This is a genomic window from Sphingomonas sp. GW821-FHT03E12 (assembly GCF_059420685.1).
Window position 1 is genome coordinate 871606 of the sequence record NZ_JBWKUF010000002.1, and the last position, 8055, is coordinate 879660.

Below are 8055 nucleotides of genomic sequence, written 5' to 3' on the forward strand. Positions count from 1 at the left end.
AGCGCGTGAATATGTCTAGACATAATCGGCATGAAACTGTGGTTTGAATCCGCGCTGCTCGAAAATGGCTGGTCCGATCGCGTGCGGCTGACGCTGGCGAACGGGAAGATCGAGGCGGTCGAGGCCGGGGTCGATCCGGCTCCGGAAGACGAGCGGCATTTCGTGGCGCTGCCGGGACTGCCCAATGTCCATAGCCACGCCTTCCAGCGCGCCATGGCCGGGCTGGCCGAGGTGCGCGGACGCGCGGACGACGATTTCTGGTCGTGGCGTGAGCTGATGTACCGCTTCGTCGGACGGATCGGGCCGGAGGAGTGTGAGGCGATCGCGGCGCTTGCCTATGCCGAGATGCTCGAGGGCGGGTTCACGCGAGTCGGCGAGTTCCACTATCTGCATCACGCGCCGGGCGGCGCGCGCTACGACGACATCGCCGAGATGTCGGGACGGATCGCGGCGGCGGCGGAGGGGACCGGGATCGGCCTGACCTTGCTGCCGGTTTTCTATGCGCATGGCGGGTTCGGCGGGCAGCCGGCGGGCGCGGCACAGGCGCGGTTCCTCAACGATGTCGATGGTTTTGCTGAGCTGGTCGAGCGTGCCAGGGCCAAGCTGGCGCCTGACGGGGTGATCGGGATCGCGCCGCACAGCCTGCGCGCGGCGACGCCGGAGGAGCTGCGCGAGCTGTTGGCGGTGGCGGATCGCGGGCCGGTGCACATCCATATCGCTGAACAGGTGAAGGAAGTGGCGGATTGCGTGGCGTGGAGCGGAAAGCGGCCGGTGCGCTGGCTGCTGGACAATATGCCGGTCGATGCGCGCTGGACGCTGGTGCACGCGACTCATGTCGAGCCGGACGAAGCCGCTGGCATCGCCGCCAGCGGCGCGGTGGCGGGGCTGTGCCCGATTACCGAGGCGAATCTGGGCGATGGGCTGTTTCCCGCGGCCGAGTTCATGGCATTGGGCGGCATGATCGGAATTGGAAGCGATTCGAATGTGCGGATCGACGCGGCGGAAGAACTGCGGCTGCTGGAATATGGCCAGCGGCTCACCCGGCGTGCGCGCAACGTACTGGCGGGCGAGGACCGTCCGGCGACGGGCGCGCGGATGTTCGCGGCGTCGGTGGCCGGCGGCGGGCGGTCGCTGGGCGTCGAAACAGGACTCGCGGCGGGGAAGCCAGCGGACATCGTATCGCTCAACCGCGACGAGATGGCCTTTGCCGGTCGCAGTGGCGATGCACTGATCGACAGCTGGGTCTTTGCGAGCCGTACCGGCGTGGATTGCGTGTGGCGCGGCGGGGTGAAGCAGGTCGAGAATGGCCGTCATCGGGATCGCGATGCGATCGAGGCGCGCTATCGCGTGGCGCTCAACAGGCTGATGGCGTGAGCATCGAGGCGCGCATCCGCAACGATATCGAGACACGCATCCGCTCGGGCGAATGGGCGCCGGGGATGCGGGTGCCGACCGAACATGAGCTGGTCGAATCCTACCGTTGCGCACGCGCGACCGCGAACAAGGCGCTGAGCCGCCTGGCGCGCGAGGGCTTGATCGAGCGCAGGCGGCGCGCGGGGAGCTTCGTCGCGCGGCCACAGATCCGCACCGCGGTGGTCGGCGTGCCCGATATCGGCGCGCTGATCGAGGCGCGGGGCGAACCCTATCGCTGGGAATTGCTCTCGGTCGAGCTGCAGCGCCGCGCGCCTGAGGGGTTTCCCGCGCGTGCCGGTGGATGCTGGCTGGCGCTGAGCGGCGTGCATCACGCAGGCAAGACCCCGTTCGGTTGGGAAGAGCGCTGGCTCGACCTGGCGGTGGCGCCGGGTGCCGAGGATGCGGACTTCGCCGCCAACGCGCCGGGCGCGTGGCTGCTCGCCAATGTGCCCTGGACCGAGGCGCGGCACCGGATCGGCGCGGTGGGCGCGGAACCGGTCGCGGCGAAGGAACTGGGGATCGCGACGGGCGCGCCGTGCCTGCAGATCGAGCGCTGGACCTGGCGTGGCAAGGAGCCTGTCACATCAGCGCGGCAGGTGTTTCCGGCGGATCATTATCAGCTGGTGGAAGATTTCACCCCCAGAGGCTGAACGACACGGCTATAGTATCGGCCGAAACCAAGGAGCGTATATGTTCGACAAGGTCTTTCTGAAGCACCCGCGCGATGTGGGGGAGAGCTATGGCGAGCATTTCGCGACCGCGACGGGGTTCGGTGCGCGCATGGTGGTGGGCGGCCTTGCCTGCATCGTCCACGGGGTGATCCCGGCGCTGTTCGTGCGTACGGCGAGCGACACGGTGAAGGCGCTCTATGGGCGGATGAAGGCCCGCCAGCCGGCCTTTGCCGAAAAGCCGCCGGCCTTCACCGAGCCGTCCTGGCAGATGGAATACGAAATCTAAGAGTCTGTTTGAGAATGCGCCAAGGCGCATTGCGGTGCCGGCCCGCTCCCCCACCCGGCCACCCAACGCCAGTGTATTCTATGGGTGGCCGGGTGGGGGAGCGGGCCGGCACCGCCATAAGGGAGCAAAGATGCCGGTCGAACATGTCGCCATCGTCGGCGCGGGCTTTTCGGGCACGCTTCAGGCGATCAATCTGCTCCGCCACGAAGGTCCGCGCGCGACGCTGATCGAGCGCGGGAGCCGCGCGGGCGAGGGGCTGGCTTATGGGGCTGCGCATCCGAGCCATGTGCTCAACGTGCGCGCCGGGAATATGAGCGCGCTGCCCGACGATCCGGGGCATTTCGCGCGCTGGCTCGAGGCGCGCGGGGTGCCGGATGCGGCCAAGTCCTTCGCGTCGCGTGTCACTTACGGCATCTATCTGCGCGAGATGCTGGATGCGGCGCTGGCGACCAGCAATGGGCGGCTGACGGTGCGTTATGGCGAGGTTGCCGACGCGGTGGAGACCGGGCGCGGCGTTGCGCTCAAGCTGGCCGATGGCGGGACGATCGATGCCGATGCGGCGGTGCTGGCGGTGGGCAATCTGCCGCCGCACGACCCGCCGGGGCTGAGCGACGGCGTGCTTCCGGACGACCTCTACAAGGGGGATCCCTGGGCGGGCGATGTCGCCGACGGGCTGAGCGCTGACGATATAGTGCTGGTGGTCGGTACGGGCCTCACCATGATCGACGTGGCACTGATGCTGGAGGCGCGCGGGTTCGAGGGGAAGATCGTCGCGCTGTCGCGGCGCGGGCTGTTGCCGCGCCGGCATGAAGCGGCGAGCGACTGGGCGAAGATCGGCGAGCGGCCCGCGACGGTGGCGTCGGGGCTCGTGCGGCAGGTCCGCGAGCGCGCCGAGGCGGTGGGCTGGCGCAACGCGGTCGACGAGCTGCGGCCCTTTACCCAGCCGATGTGGGCCAATGCCACCGAGGCCGAGCGCGCGCGCTTCCTGCGGCATTTGCGGCCCTGGTGGGACGTGCACCGGCACCGGCTGGCGCCCGAGGTGGCGGACCGGCTGGCGGCGATGCAGGAGCGCGGGCAGCTCCACGTGCTGGCGGGCAAGACGATTGCCTTTTCGCCGACCGATGGCGGCGTGACGATGGCCTGGCGGCCGCGCGGAGCCGACGCAAACGAGACGATGGCGGTGCGGCGGATCGTCAACTGCACCGGGCCGCTGGGCGATCTCAACCGGACGACCGACCCGTTGCTGGTTTCCCTGCGCGAGCGCGATGCGATCCGGCCCGACGCGGCGCATCTGGGTATCGACGTCAACGGCGTGGGACAGGTGATCGGCGCGAACGGCCGGGCGAGCGAGCGGCTCTATGCACTGGGACCGATGACGCGCGGCGCCTTCTGGGAGATCGTCGCGGTGCCCGATATCCGGCGGCAGACTTGGGATGTCGCGCGGCGATTGTCCAACGCCCATTGGGTGGGCGGCGAGGGGCTCTAGCCTAGTCTAGCCCTCTCCGCGCAGTGCCAGGCCGCGTTCGATGTCGCGGGCGACGACCGATGCGGTGAGGCGGCCGACGAGCCGCTGTGCGCTGCGCCACGCCGAAACCTCGGCGGCGCGGTGGCGGTTGCCCGCGATCAGGCGGCTGCCCCAGCTCTGCGCGAAGGGCGCGAAATCGGCGGGATCGCTGCCCGGAAGCCGGTCGGCGAGGACCATCGACGGGAAGGGTAGTGCGGTCGGCGGCGAAGCGAAGTTGCGGCGTTTGGCTGCACTTTCCTCCGCGGTTTCGGGATCGAACAGCAATGCGCCCGCGACCCGCTCGACATAGTGCGAGGGCGAGAGGCGCGCCCACCAGGACGCGGCGAAGCAGCCGAGCCCCTCAGCAACCAGCAGGACTGCGCGGTCGGCGCGCAGCACGGCATCATCGATCTGAGCAGCGAGGATGGAGCGGTTGGCGTCCGGGCTGATGGCGAGATGCGTGTCGCCGAAGACCGGCCAGCCGAAGCGGGTGCTCCAGGCGGGCGTTTCGGATTCGCTGAGCGTGATCACCGAGAAGCGATGCGGGGCGGGTGCAAGCGCGAGCGTCATGGCAGTCTCCCTTGCGCGTAAAATGCCAAAGCCGGGGGCGGTCATGCAAGATGCGAACGCGCGATCATCCTTTGGAGGTAGGAAAGCAAAGCTTCAGTCGTGTGAAACGCACGCGGCGGCGCGTTCGAGCAGAAAGTCGCGCTCGCGCTCGTTGCGGGTGAGCGCTGCGGCGGCTTCGAAGGCGTCCTTCGCTTCGGGCAGGCGGCCTGCGCGGAACAGGAAATCGCCGCGGGCTGCGGGAAGCGGGGCGTAGTTGCGCAGCGCTGCGGCCTCGGCGAGCTGATCGACCAGCACGAGGCCCGCCTCCGGCCCGAACGCCATGCTGTGCGCGACGGCCCGGTTGAGATCGACCACGGGCGAGGGCATCACGTCGCGCAGCCGGTCGTAGAGCGCGGCGATGCGCGGCCAGTCGGTATCCTCCGAACGGCGCGCGCGGGCGTGGCAGGCGGCGAGCGCGGCCTGAAGCGCATAGGGGCCATCGGCGCCGCCCTGTGCTTCGGCCTGGGCAAGGGCGTTGAGGCCGCGGCGGATCAGTAGTTGGTCCCAGTGTGCGCGGTTCTGGTGCGTGATCGGGACGAAGGCGCCGTCGGGGCCGGTACGCGCGCGCAGGCGTGAGGCCTGAATCTCCATAAGGGCGAGCAGGCCATGTACCTCGGGCTCGTCGGGCATCAGGCCCGCGAGGATACGGCCGAGCCGCTGGGCTTCGGCGCAAAGGGCAGGGCGGATCAGGTCCTCGCCCGCGGTCGCGGCATAGCCCTCGTTGAAGATGAGGTAGACGACCTCGAGCACCGAGGCGAGGCGGGCGTCGCGCTCGGAACCGCGCGGCACTTCGAACGCGAGGGCGGCGCTGCCGATGCTCTTCTTGGCGCGGACGATTCGCTGGGCGATGGTCGGTTCGGCGGAGAGGAAGGCGCGGGCGATCTCGTCGGTGGTGAGGCCGCCGATCAGGCGCAGGGTGAGCGCCGCGCGCGCCTCCGCCGAGATGACCGGATGGCAGGCGGTGAAGATCAGCCCGAGCAGCTCGTCGCCGATATCGTCGTCCATTGCGGCCTCCAGCGCCTCGACGTCGCTGCTGTCGGCTTCGTCGAGGTCGCGGGCGATTTCGGCGTGCTTGCGTTCCTGCATCTTCGCGCGGCGCAGGCCGTCGATCGCGCGGCGTTTCGCCGCGGCGGTGAGCCATGCGCCGGGATTTTGGGGAACGCCGGTCTTCGGCCATTCGGCGAGCGCGACGAGCAGCGCGTCCTGCGCCAGTTCCTCGGCCCGATCGACGTCGCGGGTCATGCGGGCGAGGCTCGCGATGAGCCGCGCCCGCTCGATCCGGAAGACCGCTTCGATCGCCCGCTGGGTTTCCCTGTCCGCCGCCATGCCCAAGGGTTAGGGGAGCATGGCGGGGCAGGGCAAGCGGATCAGTTGTTCGCGAGCTTCTCGCCGATGCCGTCGTTGATCGCGGCGGCTTCGGGCGGGATGATATCGGCGAAGTCGGCCATTTCGAACAGCGGGCGGATCTCGATCTCGCTCGGGCCGAACATCGGGTTGGGGCAACGCTTCACCCAGGCGACCGCCTCGTCCATGTCCTTGACTTCCCACAGCCAGTAGCCGGAGACCAACTCGCGGGTTTCGGTGAACGGGCCGTCGATCACGGTGCGGCTGGGGCCGTCGAATGCCACCCGCTTGCCATGCTTCGAGGGCTTGAGGCCGTCGCCCGCGACCATGACGCCGGCCTTGACCAGTTCCTCGTTGAACTTGCCCATGTCGATGAACAGCTGGTTGAGTTCGGGCGAGGGCTTCATGCCCGCTTCGCTGTCCTCGGTCGCCTTGACGAACACCATCACACGCATCGGAATTCTCCTTCGTTGGCGAGGGCCTGGATCGGCCTTCTATCCTGACGACGAGCGAGCTTGCGCGGAATCGACAGCCGCGACGAATTTTTTTCGACCAAGGGTGAGAAAATCCGTCCGGGCGCGAAAGGCGTCCGGATGTCAGCGATTTAGTGACGAAGAAATGTGGTCGGGGAGAGAGGATTCGAACCTCCGGCCCCTGCCTCCCGAAGGCAGTGCTCTACCAGGCTGAGCTACTCCCCGACGGAGTGCCGGATCCTTGAAAATGCCCCGGGTTGGGCGGACCGGCTTTCGCTTGGAGCGGCGCCTATAACCAGCACTTTCGTGCTGCGCAAGCGGGTGTTCGCAAGCTTTTTCAGGTGCCGCGCGCTGCAAGCATCGCATCGACGCTGGTGAATTTCTCCCGCGGAGCCCCGTCGCGGGCGGCGGCAACCTCGGCTGCCTCGATCTTCTGCCAGTCGCGGAAGGTGACGACATCGACGTTGCGCGAGGCGAGCAGCGAGTCGAGGCCCGGGCGGCCCGCCTTGCGGCTGCCGGCTTCGGTATCCGCGGCGATCTTTTCGATGATCGCGAATCCGTCAGGCCGGTTGGTCCCGATCGTGCCGGTCGGGCCGCGGCGTGCCCAGCCCACCGCATAGAGACCGGGGAGCACGCGCCCTTCGTCATTGGCGAAGCGCCCGGCGCGATCGTCATAGGGGACGCCGTCGATTCGCGGGGTGCGATAGCCGATGCAGGAAACGACGAGGCTGGCGGGCACGGCATAGGTTTCGCCCGTGCCGACCGCGGCGCCGCGCGCGTCGAGGGTGGTGCGTTCGACGATCACACGCTCGACCTTGCCGTCGCCTTCGATCGCGACCGGTTTGGCGTAGAAGTCGAAGATGATGTGGACGGGCTTCTCGACATGCGCTGCGGCGAAGTTGCGCAGATGGGTGATCGACTTGCGCTGACCCGGTTCGAGCATCGCGTCATCCAGCTCCGGCGGGAAGTCGGCGATGTCCACGACCGGCGCGGCGCGTTCGAGCTCGCCCAGTTCGCCCAGCTCCTTGGGAGTCATGTTGATCTGATGCGGGCCGCGGCGGCCGAGCAAGGTGATGGTATCGATCGACGACTTTTCGAGCGAGGCGAGCGCGTGTCCGACGATGTCCGATCCGGCGAATTCGTTCTGCGTCTTGGCGAGGATGCGCGCGACGTCGAGTGCGACATTGCCGTTGCCGATCACCACCGCGCCGGGCCCCGAAAGATCGGGGTTCAGCGCCGCATAGTCGGGATGGCCATTATACCAGCCGACGAACGCCGCCGAACCGGTGACGCCGGGCAGGTCGGCGCCGGGAATTTCGAGTGGCCGGTCGCGCGGCGCGCCGGTGGCGAGGACGACGGCGTCGTAGAGTTCGATCAGCTCTGGGATGGTCACCTGCTCGCCGATCGTGACGTTGCCGACGAAGCGGACATTGTCGGTCAGCGCGGTGGCCTCGTAGCGGCGGGAAACCCCCTTGATCGACTGGTGATCGGGCGCAACGCCGGTGCGGATCAGCCCGAAGGGGACGGGAAGGCGATCGATGATGTCGACGCGGACATCGTCACCGAACTGCTTCTGTGCAGCCTCGGCGGTATAGTAGCCCGCCGGTCCCGAACCGATCACCGCGATATGCCGCATGCCCGACCCTCGTTCTTGAGGCGAGCCTTGCGGCTCGCGGAGGCGGGGGGGGGGGGGGGGGGGGGGGGGGGGGGGGGGGGGGGGGGGGGGGGGGGGGGGGGGGGGGGGGGGGGGGGGGG

The 8055-nt window shown here is 68.7% G+C and carries 7 protein-coding genes, 1 tRNA gene and 1 pseudogene; 4 read left to right on the forward strand and 5 right to left on the reverse strand.

What is annotated here, in order from left to right; translation table 11 throughout:
• The first annotated feature begins 30 nt into the window (after positions 1–30).
• From AC07TU_RS09500 to AC07TU_RS09515, 4 genes are all read left to right on the forward strand, one after another.
• Positions 31–1374 (forward strand): formimidoylglutamate deiminase, encoded by a 1344-nt coding sequence (locus AC07TU_RS09500; RefSeq protein WP_495187656.1) that lies wholly within the window; start codon positions 31–33, stop codon positions 1372–1374.
• Positions 1371–2063: a histidine utilization transcriptional repressor HutC gene (gene hutC / locus AC07TU_RS09505; protein ID WP_495187657.1), complete on the forward strand. Its 693-nt coding sequence runs from the start codon at positions 1371–1373 to the stop codon at positions 2061–2063. Before AC07TU_RS09500 ends, hutC begins: the two co-directional genes overlap by 4 nt.
• Before the next feature lie 40 nt (positions 2064–2103).
• The gene (locus AC07TU_RS09510; RefSeq protein ID WP_495170935.1) at positions 2104–2370 is read left to right on the forward strand and encodes a DUF6356 family protein; all 267 of its coding nucleotides are present in this window, start codon (positions 2104–2106) and stop codon (positions 2368–2370) included.
• Positions 2371–2500: 130 nt separating this feature from the next.
• Positions 2501–3856, forward strand: coding sequence for an FAD/NAD(P)-binding protein (locus AC07TU_RS09515; RefSeq protein ID WP_495187658.1), 1356 nt, complete (start codon positions 2501–2503; stop codon positions 3854–3856).
• Between the two features lie 6 nt (positions 3857–3862).
• Here the strand turns inward: AC07TU_RS09515 and AC07TU_RS09520 are convergent, their stop codons facing one another.
• The 5 genes and pseudogenes from AC07TU_RS09520 to AC07TU_RS09540 form a co-directional block, all read right to left on the reverse strand.
• The gene (locus tag AC07TU_RS09520) at positions 3863–4444 is read right to left on the reverse strand and encodes an alpha/beta hydrolase (protein WP_495187659.1); all 582 of its coding nucleotides are present in this window, start codon (positions 4442–4444) and stop codon (positions 3863–3865) included.
• 93 nt (positions 4445–4537) lie between these two features.
• On the reverse strand, positions 4538–5809 hold the full coding sequence (locus AC07TU_RS09525) for an RNA polymerase sigma factor (RefSeq protein WP_495187660.1): 1272 nt from the start codon (positions 5807–5809) through the stop codon (positions 4538–4540).
• A 113-nt stretch (positions 5810–5922) separates the two neighbouring features.
• A pseudogene (locus AC07TU_RS09530) lies at positions 5923–6282 on the reverse strand (YciI family protein); the annotation flags it as partial.
• 166 nt (positions 6283–6448) lie between these two features.
• Positions 6449–6525: transfer RNA gene (locus AC07TU_RS09535), tRNA-Pro, on the reverse strand.
• Between the two features lie 112 nt (positions 6526–6637).
• The gene (locus tag AC07TU_RS09540) at positions 6638–7936 is read right to left on the reverse strand and encodes an FAD-dependent oxidoreductase (RefSeq protein ID WP_495187661.1); all 1299 of its coding nucleotides are present in this window, start codon (positions 7934–7936) and stop codon (positions 6638–6640) included.
• Positions 7937–8055: the final 119 nt, after the last annotated feature.